The organism is Niallia sp. RD1, from assembly GCF_024219955.1.
GTDB classification, from domain to species: Bacteria; Bacillota; Bacilli; order Bacillales; family Cytobacillaceae; genus Niallia; species Niallia alba.
Window position 1 is genome coordinate 2758023 of sequence record NZ_CP100420.1, and the last position, 23271, is coordinate 2781293.

Genomic DNA, 23271 nt, shown 5'->3' on the forward strand with positions numbered 1-23271 from the left:
ATAATACAAAGAAATCCCTAGTTAGTATGAGAATGTTCATGCTAGCTAGGGATTTTCATGTAGTTTAGCCTTATCTTTCCTTTTAATCTTCTTGATTAATAGAATAAATATTTCCGTTGTCCGTCCTAGTATTTCAATACCTAAATACACAATATAGCCTATAATAACCATTAGCGTAATCACAATGACCTCAATCGGAGTCAAAGGTAGGATAAAGGTAGACGTTAATTCTCCAAAATCTCTAATGGTTCTAGAGGCAAGATAAAAAAATACAGGGTATAGATTAGCGTTATTGGAATAGCAATAACTCTATTAAATCCAAATTCAATAATCTCAAATAAATTTTTTGAAGGCACTAACTCGTTTAGATTGAGAAAAAAAGAGGCGATTAATATGCCGATAGCGGTGGTAAGCAGCACGGCGATCCACGCATCTTCTTTTGCGGAAATACCAAGTACAATTACAAGGGTAGTGCCCAGATTAAATCCAATAATAATAGCAAATAACTGGCTTAAAGATAGATTTTCTTTTAGCATGAAAGGAATCTCCTAATTGGAAATATGTATATGCTTAAAGTAGTATTTGCCAATTTACCAGGAATATTCAAAAAAAGAAAGAGTAGTTTCGATCGTAAAGAACTTTTCCTTTATTAATGGATAGATAGCTGCTTGTTTACACTGAAAAATCAGCGGATTATGTCCACTGATTTTTAATAATAATCTATCCTATTGTTTTTTCTTGCGTAATGGCAGGTTTATGCTGCTTTTGTAGTAAGAAAAAGAAGACGCCGAACAAAACGAGTAATCCGCCTATGATTTGAGCAAGGATTAACCGCTCGTTTAAAAGTAAAACAGCTAAAAGCGTAGCCCCAACGGGTTCTCCTAGGATACTCATAGAGATAGTTGTTGCATTAACATAATTAAGTAACCAATTATTAATAACATGTGCAAGTGTCGGCACAATGGCAAGCAATACGAAAATACCCCATTCTTTTCCAGAATAGCCTGTCAATGTTTCACCAACTATTAGATTATAAATGGTTAACAAACAAGCTGCGAAAAAGAAAACGGTAAAGGTATATATCCAATGGGTCATTTTTTTAATAATATTTTGACCGATTAATAAATAACCAACTACAGCAATCACGCTCAAAAAGGAAAGAATATCTCCAATGACTGCATTGCTGTCTAGTCCAATATCTCCCCATCCGATCATCATAGCGCCAACGATAGCAATTCCCATTGTCATAATCGCTGCAGAAGTAGTTCTTTCACGAAAGAAAATAAATCCGCCAAGAAGGGATACAATAGGCTGCAGTGCCAAGATAATCGTAGAACTAGCTACAGTAGTAAACTTTAGAGAACTGAACCAGAGAGCAAAGTGTAAAGCCAAAAAAGAACCTGAAAAAAATAAGAACGACCAATCTTTTTTCGTTAGTTTTTTAAAATCATTTCTATGAATATATACCATAGGAATCATAATAAGACATGCAAGCCACATTCGATACATACTTAAAATAGTGGCAGGAGCCTCCGACCATTTTACGAAAATCGCAGAAAACGAGATAGCGATAATCGAGATAAGTAATGGAAGTCCAATAGATTTTGATGATTGCTGATTCACTTTGTTTCCCCCTGACAATTCAAACAATTTGATATAATAGTAAATATAGTACGTTCAGCAGCAGGAAACAATCATTATTTTTCATTTGTTGGAAAAAAGAGAGGTTGGGACATAACTAAATAGATACTCTGTCAAGACGAACAATATCTAATTTAGCTAGTAAATAGCGGCTGCTTTCGCATACTTTTTACAAGAGGAAATATAATTAGTTGGGAAAACAGAGCAGCCGGAATACACGTAGACGCCACGGGGGATTAGCGAGAGAGTCTGAGACCCCGGAGGCTCAAGCGTTGTCCACGGAAAGCGAAGTGTATTCCGGCTGCGGGGAATTGCACTAAACTTCATGGAAACATCCTTTTAAAAACAAATAAAAAACCAAACAATTATACGGAACTTTTATTAGTATCTTCGTATAATTGTTCGGATTTATCTTTGGCTGGAATACTTATCTTTAAATCTCTAGTTGCTTTTGTTATTTACCTTGCATGGATAAATTCATAGTTCATATCGAAACGAAGGATGCTGCATTCATATGGTCCCAGAATTATTGCAAGATCATCTGATTCAGCAGCATATTCTTCCTCTGTTAATAAAAGGGATATTTTTTTTCCTCGTAATGGGAAGGGAAGAAGAAATTGTGCTTCCATATCACTCTTATTTATAACTGTTAAAAGGATTTCATCGTCTTTTTTTGTATAATACGCTAAACAAGAGTCAGATTGTGACAAAAAGTAAAAAGAGCCATTATTAATGAGAAAGGAACTTTGTTTACGGACTTGAATTAATCGCTTAACAAAGCCTTTTAATTCTTCGTCATGTTCGTCTGAGTTCCATGGCATACACTTTCGACATCCAGGGTCGCTGCCCCCGCCTAACCCAATTTCATCTCCATAGTAAATACATGGAGTCCCAGGGTAAGTGAGGAGAAAGGTAAACAGAAGTTTTACACGTTCTTTGCGATAACTGCATTCATGCATAATCCGTGGGGTATCATGGCTGCCAATAATGTTGAATAATACTTTATTCACTGTATCTGGATAGGACTGTATAGTGGTTGTCATCTCTTCCATAAATTGTTGAGAAGAAATCATGTCATAAGCAAAAAATTGTAACGCTTTTGTTAGCAATGGATAATTCATAACGGAGTCAAACTGATCACCTCTTAGCCATGGTAAAGAATCATGCCAAATTTCTCCTAATATAAAGAGGTCAGGTTTTAGATCTTTAACGACGGAACGGAAGGATCTCCAAAAATCATGATCAATTTCATTGGCAACATCTAAGCGCCAGCCATCGATATCACATTCTTTTATCCAATATTGTGCTACATGTAATAAATAATCCTTTACTTCTAGGTTTGTTGTATTAAACTTTGGCATTGTTTCATAAAAGCCAAATGTTTCATAATTTAATGTGTCATTTTCTTTTAAAGGAAATTTATGTATATGAAACCAGTCTTTATAGCGTGAATTGTCTTTGTTTTTTAGAACATCTTGAAATGGTGGAAATTGATAACCACAGTGATTAAATACGGCATCAAGCATTACTCGAATTCCACGCTCGTGACATTCTTTTACAAGACGTTTGAGCATTTCGGTATCGCCAAATTGCGGATCTACTTCTAAATAGTTAATGGTATCGTATTTATGATTGCTTTTTGCGTGAAAAATAGGAGTAAGATAAATACCATTTATGCCAAGGTCAGAAAGATAGTCTAAAGAGTCGATAATCCCTTGAAAATCACCGCCAAAAAAATTCCACAATCCTGGCTCCTCTTGCCCCCAAGGAGCAATATCCGCTGGATTCAAGGAGCTATTTCCATTGCGAAATCGTTCCGGAAAAATTTGATACCAGACAGTTGTGGATACCCAAGAAGGGGGAGTGAAAACATCTTTCTGATGAAGATAAGGTAAGCAAAAATAATAGCCAGCATCTTCTGGGATAAAAGGAAAGAATCCTTTTTCTGTATAGGTTATTTGTTGTTCATTATCTCTTATTATAAAGCCATAGCGGACTCTTTTTTTATTGGTAATTGTGCAATGCCAATAGTCAAACAGGGAATCAGATCCGCTTTTTTCCATTGTTATGCGCTGAGATACCCAATGATAGTCAATCATCTCGTACTGGTCCCCATAGATTAGTTCTATTTCTTTGACATTTGCTATTTTTGTTCGAATGTGGATATGGAGGGTATCTCCATTTTGTAAATAACAATAATTATCTCCGCTGCGATGATAGATAGAGGCTAAATCAATCATTTTCTCACACTCCCTTTGTAATCTTTCTATATCTTTTTGCCAATAGTGTTGACAGTTAAGAAAGATTTTAAAAGGGAGAAAAGAAAATTAGTTTATTAATGGAAAAACCACTCGCAAAATAGAGGAGCGAGCGGCTTACATTTACTATATCGAAAATTATCCGTTAACAATTGTACCACCATTAACATGGAGGACCTGTCCAGTAACATAAGTGGAATCATTACTAGCTAAATATACATAGGCTGGTGCAAGTTCACAAGGTTGACCAGCACGTTTAAAAGGAGTATTTGCTCCAAAAGATGCCACTTGTTCACTATCAAAGGTAGAAGGAATTAGTGGTGTCCAAATTGGTCCTGGTGCTACACCATTAACTCGTATGCCTTGTCCAGCTAGAGAACCTGATAAGGAACGAGTAAAGGCAGTAATAGCTCCTTTCGTAGCTGAATAATCAATTAATGTTTCATTCCCTTTATAGGCAGTAATCGATGTTGTATTGATTATCGTATCGCCTTCTTGGAAATGTGGAAGAGTGGCTTTTGTTAAATAAAACATAGAGAAAATATTAGTTTGGAATGTTTTCTCTAATTGTTCTGACGTGATATCCAGTATGCTTGATTGCGGATGTTGCTCTGCAGCATTATTTACGAGAATATTAACCTTGCCAAATTCTGAAACGGTCTTTTCTACCACCTCTTTACAGAAGCTTTCATCACCAATATCCCCAGCAAGCAGTAAGCATTTTACTCCTTCTGCTTCGACTAATTCTTTTGTTTTATTTGCATCATCATGCTCATCTAAGTATACTACTACAACATCAGCACCTTCTTTTGCATAGTAAATAGCAACAGAACGGCCAATTCCGCTATCACCACCAGTGATGATTGCCGCTTTTCCTTTTAATTTTTCAGATCCCTTATAAGAGGGATCTACATCTTTCGGAATAGGATTCATTTCAGTTTGAATACCTGGTTGTTGTTCTTGATGTTGAGGGGGAAATGTTTGTTCAATTTGTTCGTTATTATTGTTAGCCATTTCAATCACTCCTTCTATATTCTGTGCATGTTTACTTATTTTTCCCAAATCAGTTGAAATAAACATGGTAAAAATAGGGTTGTTTGATAAGGAGTGCAGGTAAAAAAGGATGGTACCCAAATGGTTCCCACCCTTTATTATTAGCGATAATTGACAAACTGCACATCAATTGTAATTTTTGATTCGTCTTTAACAGCAGCAATAATCTTTTGTAAATCATCACGGCTTTTAGCAGTTACACGAATTTGATCGTCTTGTTGTTGCGTTTTCACTTTCAAACCACTATTTTTAATTAATGCATTTATTATTTTTGCATTGTCTCTATCAATGCCCTGTATCAATTTCGCTCTTTGGCGAACCGTACCACCTGAAGCACCTTCTATTTTGCCATAATCTAAGTTTTTGATAGGAATCCCACGTTTAAACATTTTGCTAATAAGTACATCTTTTAGCTGTTCCAATTTATATTCATCATCTGAAACAAGCACTAAGTCCTCTTTGTCTAATGTGATATTGCTTTTACTTCCTTTAAAATCATAACGATTTTGAATTTCCTTCATCGCCAGCTGGACAGCATTCGTTACTTCTGAAAAATCTACCTTTGATACAATATCAAATGAACTTTCTTTTGCCATATTTACCTCCTGATTAATTGGAATTTAATACGAATTATAAGTAAGTCTGTAGTAAATCCAATTTCTTTTATGCTTGTATTATAGTAAAATTAAGCAGTTGTAACAACTTTAGGCATGGAATATTCGTAAATAAGGGAATAATTAGGATGGCAGAATATAGAGTAAAGTTGAAATAGACAAGAATTAAAGGAGGAAACCAAATGTCGTTAAGAGATTATATGGGACGAGTAGAAATATTAACAGTGGCTAGGATAGCATCTTTCGGGTACTTTTTGACGTTAGAAGAGGAAGACGAGGATGTGCTTTTGCATTTTAGTGAAACTGATCAGAAATTTGAAGAGGGCGATGAAGTACGCGTTTTTATTTATAGTGATTCACAAGGAAGAGCGTGCTCGAGTACGTTTATTCCGTCCATCGCAGTCGGGAAGTATGATTGGGTAAAGGTAACGGATCGCAAAGAGGGAATCGGCTGTTTCTTTGATATAGGCTTAAAAAAGGACATGCTATTAGGCGAGGATGATTTACCGGTTCATGAAGAGGTTTGGCCAGAAGTTGGGGATATGCTTTATATTACGTTAAAGGTAAATAAGAACAACTACTTATATGTTAAACCTGCTACAGATCCTATCATTGAAGAAATGGCAACAAAAGCGACAAGAGCGGATTTTAATAAAAACATCCATGGCTATATTTATCGAACAGCAAAGGTTGGTAGCTGGATTTATACAGCGGAAGGCTTTAAAGGATTTATCCATGAATCAGAGAGAGGCCAGGAACCAAGATTAGGAGAAAAGGTGAACGGTCGTATCATTGATGTAAAGCTAGATGGTACGGTAAATGTATCATTATTACCGAGAAAAGAAGAAGCGCTTGATAAAGATGCCCAACTAATTCTAGATTATTTAATTACTCGAAAGGGTGCAATGCCTTATGGAGATAAGAGCATGCCAGAGGATATTAAAGAACGATTTAATTTAAGTAAAGGATCTTTCAAACGGGCGCTTGGAAAGCTAATGAAGGAAAATAAAGTCTACCAAGAAGAAGGATGGACGTATTTAAAGGAAGACAGTCAAAACTAATCCAAATATAGGTTGGGTAATGGGGTATTTCAAAGTATTTATATCTTTGGGATGCCTTTTTAATTATAGAAAAGGCTTGGAAAGTTAAAGACGCATAGGGAGGTTTATCTCAATGCCTTTTTCAGACGTAGGAAGTGCTAGAAGGTAACAGAGAGGTCGCATCAGAGCCCATTTCATCAAAAAAGGAAGCCAAAAGGTAACAGAGAAGTCGCGTCAGAGCCCATTTCATCAAAAAAGGAAGCCAAAAGGTAACAGAGAATCCACATCAGAGCCCGTTTCAGCAAAAGGAAGCACCAAAAGGTAACAGAGAAATAACCTCGATAACTTTTTACCCAGAGGCAGTGCCAAAAAAGAACTGCCTTAAAAATCAGGCAGTTCCTATATTAGCATTCCGATCTCCGTTGTTCTTACAGGTGATCTGTTTTTTTACTATACTGATGTTTGCCGTTTTTGCGGTTTTTTTCACGCATCATGTTCTTTTCATGACGCAATGCATTATTATCTTTGGCTTTTTTATCATTATCAGAAGTATGTGGCATAAAAAATACTCCTTTCAACGTCAGCTTTTGTTCTATTAGAACATTGTTAGTATGAGTGAAAGGAGTAAATTTTATTCTTTTTAACTTAACGTATTTATTCAGGTAGTTTATTTAAGAAGAAAATAGCGATTGTTCCAGCACCAGTATGAGAACCAACAGATGCGCCAATTGATGAAATGAACACATCTTTTGGTTGGAATTTGTCTACAATCATTTCTTTTACTTCTAAAGCTGTCGCTTCATCATCGGCATGACTGATTGCAAACACTTGTTGATCCAACTTATCTCCTCGTTCTTCTATTAGCTCAATCATTCTGCGGAGAAGTTTCTTTTTGCCACGAATTTTTTCAAGAGGGACAAGCTTCCCATCTTCAACGTGTAATAAAGGCTTAATATTTAATAACCCACCAAGAAATGCAGAGGCTTTTGAAACACGTCCGCCTTTTGCTAAATATTCTAGATCCTCTACTGTAAATAAGTGCTCCATATGCTCGCATAAGAACTGCAGGCGTGGTATAATTTCACTTATGTCTTTACCTAGATCGCGTAATTTTACCGCTTCTTGAACCACTAATCCAGCACCTAATGATGCGCATTTACTATCAATGATCGTTAAATCAAAATCAGGATATTCTTCCTTTACTTGTTCTAATATCATTACTGCTGTTTGGTAGGTTCCAGATAATTGCGAAGAAAAAGCAATATAAACACCTTTATCATTATTTTGTGCTAATTCTGTAAAAATATCTTTAAATAATGCAGGAGAAACTTGAGAGGTTTTTGGAACTTGTCCACTGCGAATAGCATTGTAGACAGTAAGTGGTTCTATTGTTTTCAAATCCTCATATTCCTTACCGTCTAGGTTAACTTTTAGCGGTAGTAGTGAAACCTCGTTTTTTTCATAATAGGATAGAGGTAAATCACTTGCACTATCTGCTAGGATTTTAAAAGTCATATTCATTTCACTTCTTTCTTTTTTTATAAAAACATATGGTAATTGGAGTACTGTTATGATAAATAACGATAATCTCTGTAAAAATGCCTTGTTTTTTTAAAACAAGGCATACTTATTTGATGGTTTCGAAAACCCCTGGCTATGCCGGGGGTTCCGGAGAGCTTATAGCGAGGTAACAAAAAAACCTCCTTTCATGGTAGGATAAAGTTGGTTTCCCGACCACTTTATCTCACGCAAGAAGGAGGTATGCCCTTATGAAGGACATGAACAGTTTAGCACATACAACATGGAATTGTAAGTATCACATAGTCTTTGCCCCAAAATACAGAAGGCAAATTATTTATGGCAAATACAAAAAGAGTATAGGACAAATCATAAGAGAGCTATGTGAAAGAAAAGGTGTCATTATACATGAAGCAAATGCCTGTCCGGATCATATCCATATGTTGGTTAGTATTCCACCAAAATTAAGTGTATCGCAGTTCATGGGTTACCTAAAAGGAAAAAGTAGCCTGATGATATTTGATCGACATGCGAATTTGAAATATCGCTATGGGAATCGTAAATTTTGGTGTCGTGGTTTCTACGTTGATACCGTGGGGAGAAATAAGAAACAAATACAAGAATATATAAGAAATCAGCTGAAAGAAGATTATATGGCTGATCAGCTAACTTTGTTCGAAGAATTCGATCCGTTCACGGGTGAGAAAAATCGGAAGTAAATAAAGAAATTCTTTAGAATTGGTGAGTGAATGTGGTGCAGAAGGGAAACCTTTTCAGTGGGCCTTTAAGGCCGAGGCCGGTAAGAGAGGCTTTTAGCCGCAGAGCAAACCACCAGTTCACACTGGTGGTTTTGATTTGTAGTTTATAAAACTTTGCAGGAAAAAACAATGAATAGTAACAGTTAAAATAGTAAAAATTACTATATATCGTATTGGAGAGGATACTTATGTATTGGTTATTAACAAAAAAATTAATTGTCGTTATTTTTGGGGCACTTTTAAATGCCATCGCCATGAATTTTTTCCTAATACCTGCTGATGTATACGCAAGCGGATTTGCTGGTGTCGCACAGCTTGTATCAAAAGTAACACCTATTTCTACCGGGATTTTATTATTTATCCTAAATGTGCCAATTGCGATTCTTGGTTGGATCAAAGTGGGAAAATCATTTACGTGTTTTAGTTTTTTAAGTGTTGTTTTTATGTCTTTGTTTATGGAAATAATTCCAGTCCATAGCTATTCCCATGATATTTTGTTAAATGCTGTTTTTGGCGGTGTCATTGCGGCTGTTGGGGTTGGATTAACGTTGAAGTGGGGGGCATCAACTGGAGGCATGGACATTATCGCCATGATTCTCTCACGTGTACAAGATAAGCCCGTCGGTACCTATTTCTTTATTCTGAATGGAGCTATTATTATCACAGCTGGAGCCATGTTCGGTTGGGAAAAAGCTTTATATACGCTAGTGAATCTTTATGCAGCGACAAAAGTGATTGATACGATACATACAGCCCACCAAAAATTAACGGTGATGATTGTTACAAAGAAAACAGATGAGCTAAAAGTTGCAATTCATGAAAAATTAGTGAGGGGAATTACGATTTTGCCTGCTCGTGGAGCATTTTCTAATGAGCCAAAGGAAATGCTAATGATTGTAGTGACTCGGTATGAATTATTTGATTTGGAACGTGTCATTAAGGAAGTTGATCCGCAAGCATTTACCAATGTTGTACAGACAACAGCAGTACTCGGTTTCTTTAGAAAAGCATAAAGGAGGAAGCATTTTGAAAAAAATTACTGCAATAATTTTATGTTTGTTCATTAGTATGCCATTCCTATCGATAGCGGCATCAGCAAACTCGACGAAAGAGCAAGTAAAACTACAAGATGTAACTGTTAGTGGTACAAACGGAAATTATGTTGTAAAAGGGAAAGCAACAACAGCAGGGACTATTTTTTATTCTGTCGAAGATGGGCATAATGAATTATTAACAAAGCAAAAATTACAAATTAACAATAACAGATTTTTATTGCAAATTCATTTGAATAAAAAAGATTTGCCGACGAATGGAACAGTAATTTTATATTTTTCTGAAGAAGGGAAAGAACCATATTCAGTAGTATTAGAAACATTTTCGTGAAACTTGATTTTGAATGGAGTTTTGCGTTGCAATTTAAGTTGAAGCAAAAAAGCTGCCCAATAAAGGTCTGTCTCCCAAGCATTTCTCTTTTTATAGCTTATGGAGGGTTCCTTTATGGACAGCTCTTCTTAATTTAATGTGTCTGAATTTGATCCAGCTCTGTTTGTAATTCGGCTAATTGATGCTGTTCGGCTGTCGTTGTATTAGCATAAGCAGAACTAATTGCATTCTTTGCTTTATCAACTAAGCCGTTTACATCTTGACCGTTAGCATTTTTAGCTACTTCGACTGCTTGTCTAGCTTCTTGAAAAAGTCTATTTCCCATTTATTCTAATCCTCCATCAGATGGTCTTTCATTTGACATTTTATAGCTCTCAGCTTCAGCATATGTCATATGATAAGGGATACGTTCGGAATGCTTTGTCACAGAATCTACTCCTTGTTGTACAAAACGTTTCGATTTGTTTCGTTTTCCCATTAATGATCCCTCCGAGTGTTGAGTGTAATTGGAAAGACAGAAAGAAGCATTTTAAATATCATATGAAACAGTAATGACTGCTTCAATTATAGTATGGACGAAAACAGTTGTAATAAAGACGGTAATGATACCCAAATCTTAAAGAACACGAAGATTTAAAGCTTCATTTAAATAAATAGCGAGACCGTCCTCTTCATTGGATAAAGTAATATCATTGGCAAGTGTTTTCAACTCTTTAATTCCATTTCCCATTGCTACACCTGTGCCAGCATACTCAATCATTTCGAAATCATTATCTTCATCGCCAAATGCAATAATATTTTTTTGTGGAATTTGATAATAATCAGATACCTTTTGTAATCCGATGGCTTTATTGATTCCAGATTTAACAATTTCAATGACGTGAAATGGATCGGCCCAACGGCGATGGTCAATTAAATCTGCATGAACATCAGATAGATGCTTACGGATCGCAGGAACATGTTCTTCTTCGGCATGAATTAGGATAGAAGTAGGTGACGCTTCTAAAAATTCCAATAGATTTCCGGTTGTAACTTTTGGATTTCCTAAGGAAAAAATATCAATCAATTTTTCATCGTGATAATGGTAGTAAACATCATCTATTACTTCTGCGATAATATTGAGAAAAGGATAATCATTGCAGGCAGCTACGATGTCCCGCGCCGTTTTTATATCAAGTGGAGAATGATAAAAACCCCAATTAGTATCCTTTGGATGATGAATAAAAGCTCCATTAAAGTTAACGATAGGAGTACGTAAGTTTAATTCGTGATAAATCGCTTCGCTTGCGCGGAATGGTCTTCCCGTTGCAATCATCACCTCATGACCCTCATCCATCGCTTTTTGAATAACTTTTTTGGTAAGGGGAGAAATGGTTTTATCATCTTTTAATAAAGTTCCGTCAAGGTCTAATGCAATTAGGTGTTTTTCTGTCATAGTGTCTCCTTTAGTGTCAGTATATTAATTTTTATTCCAGCTAGTAGGGGCGTATTTTTCGAAAAAAATGCCACTTCATGTTACACTTACTTATACATATAAAATATTATTACACTTTATTCGTTAATTCTACTTTCACGGTGTTAAGTTATGTAAAAAAAAGCAAAGAAATAGAAGATATATTCCCCTTCTATTGTTTCCCTTTTATTTTACATGAATCAGTTATTTTTTCCAAAAAAGGAGGGGTGGATAATGATTCTAGTTGAAAAATTACATATAGAAGATATTCCTGTATTGCATATTGTAAAAAAAGACTACTATGATCAAAAAAGACCATATATTCAATTTACACATGGCTTCACAAGTGCAAAGGAGCACAATCTCCATTTTGCCTATCACTTAGCAGAGAAAGGTTTTCGTGTTGTACTGCCTGATTGTTTATATCATGGAGAAAGAGAACAAGGACTATCTGCTATGGAATTAAACATGCACTTTTGGAATATCGTAATGAAAACGATTGATGAAATAGAAGAGATAAAAAATTATTTCAGTAAGAAAGAGCTTATCGATGATCAACATATAGGTGTAGTTGGAACAAGTATGGGTGGAATCGTTACATTGGGTGCATTAAGAAAATATTCTTGGATTAACACAGCAGTTAGCTTAATGGGGATGCCATATTATGAAAAATTTGCTCATTATACCATTTCTGAAGTGAAGAAGAGGGGCTATGAGCTGCCACTAAATGATAGCGAAATTGAAGCATTAATTAAGCAGTTAGAAGAATTGGATTTAAGTAAGGCTCCAGAAAAATTAAAAAATCGTCCGCTTATGTTCTGGCATGGCAAAAAAGATGAAGTGGTTCCTTATGAATACTCCCATCAGTTTTATGAACATATAAAACCTTTGTACAGGGAAGCACCAGATCGACTAGTATACCTTTCCGAAGAAAATACTGGTCATAAAGTAAGCCGAAAAGCCATGCTTAAAACAGTGGAATGGTTTGAAAAACATTTAGCAGAGGGATTAATAAAAGCGTGATTCAAATCCTTTTTTCTAATCATAATTATTTGTTATAGTGTAACTATAAAGATAAAGCTTCATTTACGGTAAAAAATAAATACGTTTGAATATAAATAAAAATAAGGGGTGCCTTCGAATGAATGAAGAATTAAAAGACAGTATTATGGGTGCACTAGAGCTTGTTATCGATCCAGAGCTTGGAGTCGATATTGTAAACCTAGGATTAGTTTACGATTTGGAGCTTAAAGAAGAGGGATTATTGGTTGTAACAATGACTTTAACAGCAATGGGATGTCCGCTTGCAGGCGTCATTGTCGATCAAGTAAAGGCAGCTGTAACAGATATTCCAGAAGTAAAAGAGACAGAAGTAAACATTGTCTGGTCGCCAGCTTGGACAAAAGATAGAATGTCCAGATATGCAAAAATTGCCTTAGGTGTCCGATAAGAAGCTAGGTAGATGAATTTTATATGGTTATTAAGAAGAGGGGAAACCCTCTTCTTTTTTTCTTTGTATATAATATACTGTATATTATGAAAAATGATATGATAGAAAAATACAAAGTGAAACTTTTATCCCACCCTTAACGGACAGTAAGACTCCCCCCTGATGGAAGTTTCACTTTATGAAAGTTTAGTAAAAAGGAGTGAGATCGAATATGAAGGATCAGTTAAATCGACCACTAAGGGATTTGCGCATTAGTGTTATTGATCGCTGTAATTTACGGTGCCAATATTGCATGCCGAAAGAAATTTTTGGTCCAGATTATCCCTTTCTTCCTCCAAGTGAATTATTAACTTATGAAGAGATAGAAAGAATAGCGAAATTATTTGTGCAATTAGGTGTTGAGAAAATTAGGTTGACTGGTGGAGAGCCATTGTTACGTAAGGACTTACCCTTGCTTATTGAAAGACTTGTTCCATTAGAAGGTCTAAATGATATTGCCTTAACAACAAACGGAATTTTTCTTCCTAAATATGCCGACGACCTAAAGAAGGCTGGTCTCAAGCGAGTAAACATTAGTTTAGATAGCATAAATGATGAATTGTTTGGTCAGATGAATGGTCGTAATGTAGGCGTTACTCCTGTTAAAAAAGGAATAGAAGCTGCTAAAAAAGCTGGCTTAGGAATTAAAATAAACATGGTAATAAAAAAAGGAATGAATGATTCAGAAATCATCCCGATGGCAACCTATTGTAAAGAAAATGAATTAGAACTTCGTTTTATTGAATATATGGATGTTGGCAGTACAAATGGGTGGAAAATGAAGGATGTTATAACAAAAAGAGAAATCTATAATCAGTTGCAAGAATCATTTGAATTCGAGCCGGTAGAGGCTGATTACTTTGGAGAAGTAGCCAAAAAGTATAAGTACAAGGATTCCAATGTAGTAGTTGGCTTTATTACCTCTGTTTCTGAATCTTTTTGCTCGAGCTGTACGAGAGCAAGGTTATCGGCAAACGGTCATTTATATACATGCCTTTTTAACGGAAATGGCCATAATATCCGTGATTTTATGAGACAAGGGGCAACCGATACGGAGCTGCTTGAATATATTCGAACTATTTGGCGGAATAGACAGGATAGATATTCAGATGAACGTAAAGAAGAAGCAACCACTTCTCGCACAAAAGTAGAAATGTCTTATATTGGTGGTTGAGAGCTATCTGATAAATGCAAGGAAAAATACGGGAAGAAATATTTTATGGTATTAGAATAGTTCTTTTTTAGTTATTTCTTGGATAAGGAGGAAAAGGCAATGACAGCAGAGGATAGAGTTCCTATTCTAATAGAAGATGCAATAAGCAGAGTAATGGAATATAAAAGGGAAGGGACAAAGGAGGGTGTATCCATCTTTAATAGCAACGGTCGTTATTTAGCTGAAGATATTAAAGCTTCACATAATGTTCCACGATTTGATCGCTCCAGCTATGATGGGTTTGCATTACGTTCAGCAGATACAATTGCTGCATCAAAAACACATCCAACTGAATTAGAAATAATTGATGAAATTGGGGCCGGGCAAGTCTCACATAAAAAAATAGGGAAGTATCAAGCAATCAGGATTATGACAGGAGCCATGCTGCCAACTGATACAGATGCTGTTGTAATGTTTGAAAAAACGGAAGAGCTGAAAAAGGAACAACGAACCTATATAAAAATAGACCATGTTTTACATAAAGGAGAAAATATATCGTTTCAAGGAGAAGATGTAAAGGAAGGAACTGTTTTAATAAAAAAAGGAACAAAAATAAATCCGGGAATAGTAGCGCTTTTAGCAACATTTGGAATAGAACAAGTTCCTGTTGCCAAGAAACCAATTATAGGTGTATTTGCGACAGGAACAGAATTATTGGAAGTGGATGAAGAACTGGAAGAAGGAAAGATCAGAAATAGCAATGCTTATATGATAATGGCGCAAATCGAACGGGCAGGTGCTATTCCTCGTTATTTCGGCAAGTTGCCAGATATTATGGAAACAAGCTATGAAGCCATTCGACATGAACTAGATTCAGTTGATATGCTGATTACGACAGGTGGGGTTTCTGTTGGCGATTATGATTTATTGCCAGATATTTACCGCAAGCTGGGGGCTGAAGTTCTTTTTAATAAAATTGCGATGAGACCTGGGAGCGTCACAACAGTAGCACAGCTAAATGGCAAATTATTATTTGGACTCTCAGGAAATCCTTCTGCGTGTTATGTGGGATTTGAATTGTTTACAAACCCAATCATAAAAAGCTTTCTGTTTTCCCAGAAGCCTCATTTGCCTATAGTTGATGCGGTGTTGCAAGAAGATTTTCCAATGGCAAATCCATTTACACGTCTTATTAGAAGTAGAGTCTCCATTGTAGATGGAAAGCTAGAAACAGGCACAAGTGGCGTAGATAAATCGAATATTGTGAGCAGCTTAGCCTTTGCAAATGGCTTAACAATATTGCCTGGAGGAGATTCAGGCTATAAATGTGGTGATATAGTAAAAGTGATTTTGCTGGAAGAGACAGAAAATCAATGATTATTGTAGGAAGAAGAAAAAAGTAGAGCAATCTTACAAGGATTTCTCTACTTTTTTGTCGATGAATTTTAAGGAATCATCCAGGATAACACATTGTTTTGCAGGAAGGTAATAATACATACAAGTAGCAAAAGGAATATACTATGTTTTAAGGTGAAGCGAAGTAGTTCAGATTCTTTGCCAGCCAAACCAACCGCAGCACATGCGACAGCGATAGATTGTGGAGAAATCATTTTCCCTGTAACTCCTCCACTTGAATTAGCTGAAATAGCAAGCACAGGGTCCATGCCAACAGATATAGCAGTGATTTTTTGTAGATTTCCAAATAGTAAATTGGCCGATGTATCAGAACCAGTAATAAATACGCCAAGCCATCCAAGGACTGGAGAGAAGAATGGAAATAATGCTCCCGTTTTAGCTAATGTCATTCCAAGCGTTGTGGACATACCAGATGCATTTGTTACATAGGCAAAACCAACTACAGACGAAATTGTTAAGATTGGAAATTTTAACTCTTGAAGTGTTTCCTTTGATGTCTCATACACTTCTCTCCAGGAAAGTCGGGCAATATATTTTGTAACAATACAAGCAAATAATATTGCAGTTCCAGCAGCACCTAACATTTCTATTTTATAAATGGCTGCAACTTCTTCACTAGCACCATTAATAATTTTATTGTGAAGTAGTGGTACTTCAGGCATAAAGGTCAAAAGTTCTCCTAATTTATTAAGACCCTTCAAAATAATGTTTGTTCCTTCATAATAACCTGATAATGCTAACTTCACAGTAGGAATTCCCCAAAGGGAGATGAAGGCAGTTAATACTAAAAAAGGAGACCAAGCATGAAAGATTTCACCAGCTGTGTATGTAGATTCTGGAGTTTTCTCTTGTTCTGCTGATGCTGCTGCAGTTTCCGCGTCCCCTTTAAAGAGAAAAATCTTTTTCGGTTTCCAGAATTTTAAGAAAATAACTAATGCAAATAAAGAAACTAAGGCAGATAAAATATCAGGCAATTCAGGTCCTAGGAAATTAGATGATAAATATTGTGTGAATGCAAAGGAAATACCTGATACTAAAATAGCAGGAAGCACTTCCCATACTCGTTTAAAGCCAGCCATAATAATAACTAGATAAAATGGAATAAAAACTGAAATAAATGGCAGTTGACGCCCAACCATTTTAGAAATTTCTAACGCCGGAATGCCAGTAGGCCCCTCTACAGCGGTGATTGGGATACCGATTGCCCCAAATGCAACAGGTGCCGTATTAGCCAATAAACAGATACCGGCAGCATATAATGGATTAAAACCTAACCCGACTAAAAGGGCAGCAGAAATAGCAACAGGTGCCCCGAAGCCAGCAGCTCCTTCTAAAAATGCTCCAAATGAGAAAGCTACAAGTAATGCTTGAAGTCTGCGATCTTCTGTAATGGACAAAATAAAATTGCGTATAATGGTAAATTGTCCGCTTTTAACGGTTAATTTATACAAAAGCACGGATGTAACGATAATCCAGCCAATAGGTAATAGTCCATAAACGATGCCTTGGCTAGCAGACATCATACTCATTCCAACAGGCATATTGAAAGCGATTACAGAAAGAAGTAAAGCGAGCAGCAAGGTAGTAATTCCGGCTACATGTCCTCTCATCCGTTTAATGGCAAGCGCCCAAAAAAAGTACAAAATTGGAATTACTGCTACTATAGCAGATAATGCCAAATTGTCGCCAACAGCGGTAAAATTTTGAGTAAACGTCATAAATTCATCTCCCTTATTATATTTCTTTTTCCATTTCATGTTGAATTATTGATTATTAGACAATGATCAGATGAAGAAACCGCTATCATTTCAATCTTCCAAAAATTAGGTCATCTGATGACTTGATGAACCTATTATAAAATGATGTTTTCCAAAAAACAACATAAAATTGACAATTTTATGACTTTTTTTATGTACATTGCGACTTTTAGCAGTATAATAACAATAAAAGGGATGGACGCTTTGGAGGTAGAATAATGGAATTTAAGCAGATTCGACCCAAAAAAATTTATGAAGAAATAGCAGAAGCCTTGCATGAAGGAATTCGCTCAGGAGGTTTAAGACCTGGTGAAAAATTGGCATCTGTACAGCAGCTTGCAGAAAATTTCCACGTAAGTCGTTCTGCTGTAAGGGAAGCGCTTTCTTCTTTGAAAGCAAAAGGTTTGATTGAAATGAGGCAAGGAGAAGGGACCTATGTAAAAGAGTTTGAAGCTGATCAAATTATGTTTTCTTTTCCTTCTGCGATTTTGATGGAGAAAGAAGACCTAAATCATCTCCTTGAAGTAAGAAGAATTATGGAGGTAGGCGCAGCTGCTGCTGCAGCAAAAAACCGCACAACCGAAGATTTAGAAAAAATGAAACAAGCGTTAGAAGAAATGAAACAGGCAAATGGAATAGAAGAATTAGGAGAAAAATCGGATTTGAACTTTCATTTAGCAGTTGCAGCAGCTTCACAAAATCCTTTGCTTGTAAACTTATTACTTAACGTTTCTGATATCATGCAAGAAGCAATGAAAGAAACGAGGCGGTTATGGTTATTTTCTAAAAAAACAACGACAGAACGCCTGTATGAGGAGCATCTAACCATTTATGAGGCTATTGTGGAGAATAATGAGGCTGAAGCAAGCGAGGCAATGCTTTATCATCTACAAAAGGTTGAAGCGGTGCTTAAAGAATATTTTGCTGAGAAAGAGCATAAAGCTTAACATTCAGTTTTAAATGTAAATGTTTTAAAATTTTTTCTTCTTGCAAATTGAAAAATTAACTCTATATTAATGAAAACGCTTTAATTATTATTTTTCCAATAATAGTAAAAAACACTCTATAAATGTATGTAGGGTGCTTTTAATAATAAGGTCATCAGATGACCTGTTCATATCATCTGATGATTATTAGGATGTACAGTTTAATCTTAGAGGGGGATTTTCAGAATGAAAGTGACATTATTTGCTACCTGTCTTGTTGATATGTTTCAAAGTGATGTGGGAAGAGCAACGGTAGAATTATTAGAAAGATTAGGATGCGAAATCGATTTTCCAACGACACAAATCTGCTGCGGACAGCCATCCTATAATAGTGGCTATGTAACGGAAACGAAGGAAGTAATGAAAACAATGATGAAATCCTTTAAAGATGCTGAATATATTGTTTGTCCTTCTGGTTCCTGTGCCTATATGTTTCATGAATACCAGCATATTTTTAAAGGGGATCCGGTATGGGAGCCAATTGCAAAAGAACTTGCCTCTAAAACGTTCGAATTAACACAGTTTATTGTAGATGTCTTAAAAGTTGAAGATGTAGGAGCAACGTTCCATGGGAAAGTTACCTACCATACATCTTGTCATATGACGAGATTACTAGGAGTGAAAGACGCTCCTATTAAGCTATTAAAAAACGTGAAAGGGGTAGAATATACCGAATTACCATTAAAGGAGAATTGTTGCGGCTTTGGGGGGACTTTTTCTGTGAAAATGGGGCAAATTTCCGAGCAGATGGTAGATGAAAAAGTTGCATGTGTAGAATCCACAAATGCTGAATATGTAGTTAGTGCAGATGCAGGCTGCTTAATGAATATCGGGGGAAGAATGGGTCGAAAGGGCAAATCAATTAAGGCTTTACATATAGCAGAAGTATTAAATAGTCGAGCATAACAGGGGGATGAAAAGCTATGTCGATGAAAACAAGTTCTCAAAAATTTAAGGATAGAGTGTCAACAGAACTAGAAAACGTATTTATGCGTGGTGCTGTATCAAAAGCGCAGCAAACAATTCAAGCAAGAAAAAATAATGTGACCGAGGCGATGGGAAATTGGGAGGAATGGCGGTCCCATGGAGAAGAAATCCGCCAGCATGTTTTAGAAAATCTTGATTACTATTTATTCGAACTGAGTGAACAAGTGGCAAAGCGTGGTGGGAATGTTTTTTTCGCCAAAACAGCAGAAGAGGCAAGTCATTATATTGAGCAAGTAGCGTTAGAAAAAAAAGTGAAAAAAGTGGTAAAAGCAAAGTCGATGGTAACAGAAGAAATTTCCTTAAACAAAAAGTTAGAGGAAGCTGGGTGTGAGGTAATTGAAACGGATTTAGGAGAATATATTTTGCAGGTAGATGATCATGATCCTCCATCCCATATAGTTGTTCCAGCTTTGCATAAAAATAAAGAACAAATCCGTGATGTTTTTTCAAAAAAATTAAACTATACCAATACAGAAAAGCCAGAAGAATTAGCATGGCATGCAAGACAAGTACTTCGAAATGAATATCTAACTGCGGATATGGGCATTACAGGATGCAATTTCGCTGTTGCAGAAACAGGATCGATTACACTTGTAACAAATGAAGGAAATGCTGATTTAGTTGCAGCACTTCCCAAAACACAAATAGTTGTGATGGGGATGGAACGCATTGTCCCTACTTTTTCCGAAATGGAAGTATTGGTTGGCATGTTAACAAGAAGTGCCGTAGGCCAAAAATTAACTAGTTATGTGACAACGTTAACTGGTCCTAAAGAGGCTGAGGATGTAGATGGACCAGAAGATTTTCATTTAGTTATTGTGGATAACGGTCGTTCAGATATTCTAGGTGGAGAATTTCAATCCGTACTACAATGTATCCGCTGCGCAGCTTGTGTAAATGTTTGTCCTGTATATAGACATGTTGGAGGACATTCATACGGTTCTATTTACTCAGGACCAATTGGAGCTGTTCTCTCACCATTGTTAGGTGGGTATGAAGAATATAAAGAGCTCCCATATGCGTCCACTCTTTGTGCGGCTTGCACAGATGCGTGTCCGGTAAAAATTCCGCTTCATGAACTGCTGCATAAGCATAGACAAGTAATTGTGGAAAAGGAAGGAAAAGCGCCAATTTCTGAAAAGATGATATTTAAAGCTTTTGGTATCGGTGCTTCTTCACCCAAGCTATACAATATTGGTTCTAAAATCGCCCCAGCCGTGACGAAACCATTAGTAAAAGGAGATAAAATTACGAAGGGTGTCGGAATGTTAAAAGAATGGACAGATATCCGTGATCTTCCAGCACCAAATAAAGAGAGATTTCGCGATTGGTTCAAGAATCGAGACAAGGAGGAGGGGAAAGAATGACAGGGACTATCCAGAACAGAGACGCTTTTCTCGAAACAATTGCATCGAGATTAGGTAGACAAAGGAAAACCAAGCTAGAACAGCCGCAATGGAATTATCATCCACAAGAAGAAGTGCTGAAGGAGGCAACAAAGGATGAGTTAGTTGAGGTCTTAAAATCGCAATGTACGCTTATTCATACAGACTTAGTTATTACTTCCCAAAAGGAACTAACACACACACTGTATAATTTAATAAAAGAATATGGTGGAGGAAAGATTGTTACTTGGAAGGATGCGCGGTATGAGCAGTATGGACTCCACGCTTTATTTAAAGAGAAACTGCTTGAAGAAAATATCGATGTTTTTGAATGGGACGCTTCTTTAGGAAAAGAAAATATTGTAAAAGCAGAACAAGCAAATATAGGCATTACCATAAGCGAAATTACGTTAGCGGAATCAGGCACTGTTGTTTTTTATAGTGGAAAGGATCGAGGGAGAACAGTCAGTTTTTTACCTATTCATAGTATCGTAATTGTCCCAAAAAGTACGATTGTGCCAAGAATGACTCAAGCAGCAAAAATCTTACGAGAAAAAGTTCAAAAGGGAGAAGTACTCCCGTCATGCATTAACTATATTACAGGACCAAGCAACTCTGCGGATATTGAAATGGATCTAGTCGTCGGTGTCCATGGTCCAGTGAAAGCTGCCTATCTAGTAGTGGAAGATTTATAGATAAGCTTTATGTGGAAATTTCTGACACCACTAGATAAATGCCTCATATGATGATGTTGTTAAATGAAATTCTTTTTCTTTATGGCTGTTTTCGTAAAGTATGTTGCGATTACCCGCAGCCGGAATACACTTGGCTTTCCGTGGGGCTAAGCTTAAGCCTCCTCTCTCAAGCTTAGGAGAATACGAGGAATCTAGGTGGGAGATTAACTGTCCGTAAAGGTCCGATTGGTTCAACTAACCATCAGTGGGGAGGAAGGAACCCCCACTGATGGAAGTTTCATTTTATGGAGATAGTGCTAGATTAATTTTAATTGGTTTGTTTTCCTCAAGTTTGTTGTTTAGTTTTTTCAATAGAATTTTTTTATTAAAACAAACAATCTTTCAAACTTGGATTAGTTATGCTATTTTCGATTATAATCTTTGCTCTAATTTGTATCGGCTTTGAACGTTATACCTTAATTTTTAACTCAACTAGGATTTTTTTTAACATCACTATATCTAATTAATTATCTGAATAATAAGAAAACTACTACTTTTATGAAAAAGTGTTGATTTTATATCCAGTAGTTTTTATAATAAGAGAATCTTAGATTAATAAATATAAATAAAAATGATTAAATATACATTAATTTTATCGAAAGGAGGAAGTTATGAAGGCAGCTATTATTGGTACAACTGGCTATGGAGGAGTGGAATTAATTAGAATTTTGCATAGTCATCCATTGTTTACAATCAAGTCTGTACATACAACAAGAGAAGAAGTCCCAGTATGGAATGAATATCCGCACCTGATTAATATTATAGAAAATAAACTTGAACAAATAAATCCAGAAAAAATAGCAAAGGAATGCGATATTGTCTTTTTTGCTACTCCAACAGGTGTTTCCGGAAAGTTGGTGCAAGAATTCATAGATAAAGAGATACAACTGGTCGATTTATCTGGGGATTTGCGCTTAAGGAATACAGAAGATTATCAAAAATGGTATAAAAAAGAACCTGTATCGGCTGAGGTTGTTAAGAGCTTTGCCTATGGGCTTTCCGAATGGAATAAGGAAAACATAGCTTCTAGCAAGAAAATTTCAAACCCAGGGTGTTACCCCACTGCAACGCTCTTAGGATTAGCACCAGTAGTGAAAGAAAATCTGATTATACCAAATAGTATTATTATTGATGCTAAATCTGGCATTTCTGGAGCGGGAAGGAGTCCCTCAAGGGCTAATATGTTCGCTGAGATGAGTGGAAATTTTAAAATTTATAAAGTGAATGAACATCAGCATATTCCAGAAATAGAGCAACAATTAGTTGATTGGAATGCTGAGATGAAGGCTATTACTTTTTCGACTCATCTATTGCCGACAAGCAGAGGGATAATGGCAACTATATACGCTACATTAAATAAAAGTATAACAAGTGAACATATTCATGATTTATATATGGAAATGTATAAGAACAGTCCTTTTGTACGCGTTCGACCACTTCATACCTATCCTTCGATAAAAGAAGTAACTGGCTCTAATTTTTGTGATATCGGAATAAATGTGGATGAACGTACAGGAAGATTAACGATCGTATCTGTTATTGATAATTTAGTGAAAGGGGCTGCGGGTCAGGCCATTCAAAACGCAAATATCATGAACGGCTATGAAGAAACGATGGGATTACAGTTTCTTCCGCTTTACCCTTAA

At 36.1% G+C, this 23271-nt stretch carries 23 protein-coding genes and 1 pseudogene; 13 read left to right on the forward strand and 11 right to left on the reverse strand.

Features of this window, described 5'->3' with window-relative positions:
- Nucleotides 1–45: 45 nt before the first annotated feature.
- The 5 genes and pseudogenes from NKG37_RS26340 to NKG37_RS13285 form a co-directional block, all read right to left on the reverse strand.
- Nucleotides 46–536, reverse strand: a pseudogene (locus NKG37_RS26340) (GerAB/ArcD/ProY family transporter).
- 184 nt (nt 537–720) lie between these two features.
- Complete coding sequence (locus NKG37_RS13270) at nt 721–1623, reverse strand: DMT family transporter (protein ID WP_169188106.1); 903 nt, start codon at nt 1621–1623, stop codon at nt 721–723.
- 476 nt (nt 1624–2099) lie between these two features.
- Entirely contained in the window at nt 2100–3881 is a 1782-nt protein-coding gene (locus NKG37_RS13275) for an alpha-glycosidase (protein ID WP_254414789.1), read from the reverse strand.
- A gap of 156 nt (nt 3882–4037) precedes the next feature.
- Complete coding sequence (locus NKG37_RS13280; RefSeq protein ID WP_169188107.1) at nt 4038–4913, reverse strand: SDR family oxidoreductase; 876 nt, start codon at nt 4911–4913, stop codon at nt 4038–4040.
- A gap of 140 nt (nt 4914–5053) precedes the next feature.
- Complete coding sequence (locus tag NKG37_RS13285) at nt 5054–5548, reverse strand: YajQ family cyclic di-GMP-binding protein (protein WP_016204605.1); 495 nt, start codon at nt 5546–5548, stop codon at nt 5054–5056.
- Nucleotides 5549–5748: 200 nt separating this feature from the next.
- On the opposite strand from NKG37_RS13285, the gene NKG37_RS13290 reads away from it, so the two are divergent.
- A complete protein-coding gene (locus NKG37_RS13290) occupies nt 5749–6627 on the forward strand; it encodes a CvfB family protein (protein WP_169188108.1) in 879 nt (292 codons plus the stop codon).
- A gap of 407 nt (nt 6628–7034) precedes the next feature.
- Here NKG37_RS13290 and NKG37_RS13295 read toward each other — a convergent pair whose 3' ends face one another.
- Both NKG37_RS13295 and NKG37_RS13300 read right to left on the reverse strand, forming a co-directional pair.
- Nucleotides 7035–7166: a DUF3941 domain-containing protein gene (locus tag NKG37_RS13295; RefSeq protein WP_081836758.1), complete on the reverse strand. Its 132-nt coding sequence runs from the start codon at nt 7164–7166 to the stop codon at nt 7035–7037.
- 94 nt (nt 7167–7260) lie between these two features.
- A complete protein-coding gene (locus tag NKG37_RS13300) occupies nt 7261–8121 on the reverse strand; it encodes a DegV family protein (RefSeq protein ID WP_101730338.1) in 861 nt (286 codons plus the stop codon).
- A 254-nt stretch (nt 8122–8375) separates the two neighbouring features.
- On the opposite strand from NKG37_RS13300, the gene tnpA reads away from it, so the two are divergent.
- The 3 genes from tnpA (at nt 8376) to NKG37_RS13315 (ending at nt 10265) form a co-directional block, all read left to right on the forward strand.
- Nucleotides 8376–8843: an IS200/IS605 family transposase gene (tnpA, locus tag NKG37_RS13305; RefSeq protein ID WP_100525941.1), complete on the forward strand. Its 468-nt coding sequence runs from the start codon at nt 8376–8378 to the stop codon at nt 8841–8843.
- 227 nt (nt 8844–9070) lie between these two features.
- The gene (locus NKG37_RS13310; RefSeq protein WP_016204608.1) at nt 9071–9895 is read left to right on the forward strand and encodes a YitT family protein; all 825 of its coding nucleotides are present in this window, start codon (nt 9071–9073) and stop codon (nt 9893–9895) included.
- 13 nt (nt 9896–9908) lie between these two features.
- Nucleotides 9909–10265, forward strand: a complete 357-nt coding sequence (locus tag NKG37_RS13315; protein WP_016204609.1) for a hypothetical protein — start codon at nt 9909–9911, stop codon at nt 10263–10265.
- Between the two features lie 133 nt (nt 10266–10398).
- Here the strand turns inward: NKG37_RS13315 and NKG37_RS13320 are convergent, their stop codons facing one another.
- The 3 genes from NKG37_RS13320 to NKG37_RS13330 form a co-directional block, all read right to left on the reverse strand.
- Nucleotides 10399–10590, reverse strand: a complete 192-nt coding sequence (locus tag NKG37_RS13320; protein ID WP_016204610.1) for a DUF3813 domain-containing protein — start codon at nt 10588–10590, stop codon at nt 10399–10401.
- A complete protein-coding gene (locus NKG37_RS13325; RefSeq protein ID WP_016204611.1) occupies nt 10591–10743 on the reverse strand; it encodes a hypothetical protein in 153 nt (50 codons plus the stop codon).
- Between the two features lie 138 nt (nt 10744–10881).
- A complete protein-coding gene (locus tag NKG37_RS13330; RefSeq protein ID WP_101730337.1) occupies nt 10882–11700 on the reverse strand; it encodes a Cof-type HAD-IIB family hydrolase in 819 nt (272 codons plus the stop codon).
- A 252-nt stretch (nt 11701–11952) separates the two neighbouring features.
- Here NKG37_RS13330 and NKG37_RS13335 point away from each other — a divergent pair, with 252 nt between their 5' ends.
- From NKG37_RS13335 to glp, 4 genes are all read left to right on the forward strand, one after another.
- Nucleotides 11953–12741 (forward strand): alpha/beta fold hydrolase, encoded by a 789-nt coding sequence (locus NKG37_RS13335; protein WP_016204612.1) that lies wholly within the window; start codon nt 11953–11955, stop codon nt 12739–12741.
- A 118-nt stretch (nt 12742–12859) separates the two neighbouring features.
- Entirely contained in the window at nt 12860–13168 is a 309-nt protein-coding gene (locus NKG37_RS13340) for a metal-sulfur cluster assembly factor (protein WP_101730336.1), read from the forward strand.
- 199 nt (nt 13169–13367) lie between these two features.
- Nucleotides 13368–14381, forward strand: coding sequence for a GTP 3',8-cyclase MoaA (gene moaA, locus NKG37_RS13345; RefSeq protein ID WP_224427412.1), 1014 nt, complete (start codon nt 13368–13370; stop codon nt 14379–14381).
- A gap of 99 nt (nt 14382–14480) precedes the next feature.
- Nucleotides 14481–15737 (forward strand): molybdopterin molybdotransferase MoeA, encoded by a 1257-nt coding sequence (glp, locus tag NKG37_RS13350; protein WP_169188111.1) that lies wholly within the window; start codon nt 14481–14483, stop codon nt 15735–15737.
- Nucleotides 15738–15805: 68 nt separating this feature from the next.
- On the opposite strand, the gene NKG37_RS13355 is transcribed toward glp, so the two are convergent.
- Nucleotides 15806–17494, reverse strand: a complete 1689-nt coding sequence (locus NKG37_RS13355) for an L-lactate permease (RefSeq protein ID WP_169188112.1) — start codon at nt 17492–17494, stop codon at nt 15806–15808.
- A 257-nt stretch (nt 17495–17751) separates the two neighbouring features.
- Between NKG37_RS13355 and NKG37_RS13360 the strand changes: the two genes are divergently transcribed.
- From NKG37_RS13360 to argC, 5 genes are all read left to right on the forward strand, one after another.
- Entirely contained in the window at nt 17752–18480 is a 729-nt protein-coding gene (locus NKG37_RS13360; protein ID WP_169188113.1) for a FadR/GntR family transcriptional regulator, read from the forward strand.
- 225 nt (nt 18481–18705) lie between these two features.
- Nucleotides 18706–19425 carry a (Fe-S)-binding protein gene (locus tag NKG37_RS13365; RefSeq protein WP_016204618.1) on the forward strand — a complete coding sequence of 240 codons (720 nt, stop codon included), beginning with the start codon at nt 18706–18708 and terminating at the stop codon, nt 19423–19425.
- A gap of 17 nt (nt 19426–19442) precedes the next feature.
- Complete coding sequence (locus NKG37_RS13370) at nt 19443–20873, forward strand: LutB/LldF family L-lactate oxidation iron-sulfur protein (RefSeq protein ID WP_169188114.1); 1431 nt, start codon at nt 19443–19445, stop codon at nt 20871–20873.
- A complete protein-coding gene (locus tag NKG37_RS13375; RefSeq protein WP_169188115.1) occupies nt 20870–21586 on the forward strand; it encodes a LutC/YkgG family protein in 717 nt (238 codons plus the stop codon). Before NKG37_RS13370 ends, NKG37_RS13375 begins: the two co-directional genes overlap by 4 nt.
- Before the next feature lie 650 nt (nt 21587–22236).
- Nucleotides 22237–23271 carry an N-acetyl-gamma-glutamyl-phosphate reductase gene (gene argC, locus NKG37_RS13380; protein ID WP_169188116.1) on the forward strand — a complete coding sequence of 345 codons (1035 nt, stop codon included), beginning with the start codon at nt 22237–22239 and terminating at the stop codon, nt 23269–23271.

Coding starts and splice junctions, on each gene's coding strand:
- NKG37_RS13355 (WP_169188112.1), bottom strand. CDS start 17,494: ATGACGTTTACTCAAAATTTTACCGCTGTTGGCGACAATTTGGCATTA.
- NKG37_RS13330 (WP_101730337.1), bottom strand. CDS start 11,700: ATGACAGAAAAACACCTAATTGCATTAGACCTTGACGGAACTTTATTA.
- glp (WP_169188111.1), top strand. CDS start 14,481: ATGACAGCAGAGGATAGAGTTCCTATTCTAATAGAAGATGCAATAAGC.
- NKG37_RS13335 (WP_016204612.1), top strand. CDS start 11,953: ATGATTCTAGTTGAAAAATTACATATAGAAGATATTCCTGTATTGCAT.
- NKG37_RS13275 (WP_254414789.1), bottom strand. CDS start 3,881: ATGATTGATTTAGCCTCTATCTATCATCGCAGCGGAGATAATTATTGT.
- NKG37_RS13340 (WP_101730336.1), top strand. CDS start 12,860: ATGAATGAAGAATTAAAAGACAGTATTATGGGTGCACTAGAGCTTGTT.
- NKG37_RS13320 (WP_016204610.1), bottom strand. CDS start 10,590: ATGGGAAATAGACTTTTTCAAGAAGCTAGACAAGCAGTCGAAGTAGCT.
- NKG37_RS13365 (WP_016204618.1), top strand. CDS start 18,706: ATGAAAGTGACATTATTTGCTACCTGTCTTGTTGATATGTTTCAAAGT.
- NKG37_RS13310 (WP_016204608.1), top strand. CDS start 9,071: ATGTATTGGTTATTAACAAAAAAATTAATTGTCGTTATTTTTGGGGCA.
- NKG37_RS13280 (WP_169188107.1), bottom strand. CDS start 4,913: ATGGCTAACAATAATAACGAACAAATTGAACAAACATTTCCCCCTCAA.
- argC (WP_169188116.1), top strand. CDS start 22,237: ATGAAGGCAGCTATTATTGGTACAACTGGCTATGGAGGAGTGGAATTA.
- NKG37_RS13375 (WP_169188115.1), top strand. CDS start 20,870: ATGACAGGGACTATCCAGAACAGAGACGCTTTTCTCGAAACAATTGCA.
- tnpA (WP_100525941.1), top strand. CDS start 8,376: ATGAAGGACATGAACAGTTTAGCACATACAACATGGAATTGTAAGTAT.
- NKG37_RS13285 (WP_016204605.1), bottom strand. CDS start 5,548: ATGGCAAAAGAAAGTTCATTTGATATTGTATCAAAGGTAGATTTTTCA.
- NKG37_RS13295 (WP_081836758.1), bottom strand. CDS start 7,166: ATGCCACATACTTCTGATAATGATAAAAAAGCCAAAGATAATAATGCA.
- NKG37_RS13325 (WP_016204611.1), bottom strand. CDS start 10,743: ATGGGAAAACGAAACAAATCGAAACGTTTTGTACAACAAGGAGTAGAT.
- NKG37_RS13360 (WP_169188113.1), top strand. CDS start 17,752: ATGGAATTTAAGCAGATTCGACCCAAAAAAATTTATGAAGAAATAGCA.
- NKG37_RS13290 (WP_169188108.1), top strand. CDS start 5,749: ATGTCGTTAAGAGATTATATGGGACGAGTAGAAATATTAACAGTGGCT.
- NKG37_RS13300 (WP_101730338.1), bottom strand. CDS start 8,121: ATGACTTTTAAAATCCTAGCAGATAGTGCAAGTGATTTACCTCTATCC.
- NKG37_RS13370 (WP_169188114.1), top strand. CDS start 19,443: ATGTCGATGAAAACAAGTTCTCAAAAATTTAAGGATAGAGTGTCAACA.